The 230-nt window shown below is 33.0% G+C and carries 1 protein-coding gene; it reads right to left on the bottom strand.

Going from position 1 to position 230, the window contains the following annotated elements:
• A partial coding sequence (gene fliD / locus ACX6CF_RS26620; protein ID WP_458788401.1) for a flagellar filament capping protein FliD occupies nt 1-230 on the bottom strand: 230 nt, incomplete at its 5' end.

The following is a 230-nucleotide window of genomic DNA, read 5'->3' as shown; positions in this document are numbered from 1 at the left end:
TCATTGAGACCCTCCTCCTAACATTGATGCTAGTGATGCACTTTGGCTGTTCATCATTTGAATTGCTTTTTCCATGGCAGTGAATTGTCTGTAATATCTTTCTTCTATGTCAGCTAACTTGTCCTCTAATACAGTTATTCTATCTTTGTAATCATCTATTTGATTGTCCATTTGTTTATCATTAAAGAAAGTGAATGCACTACTTATCTCTGTTGATTTCATTTTTTCTT

This window comes from Vallitalea sediminicola, assembly GCF_054408565.1.
Note: the sequence above shows the minus strand (reverse complement) of the source record. Positions and strands in the feature narration are given on the sequence as shown.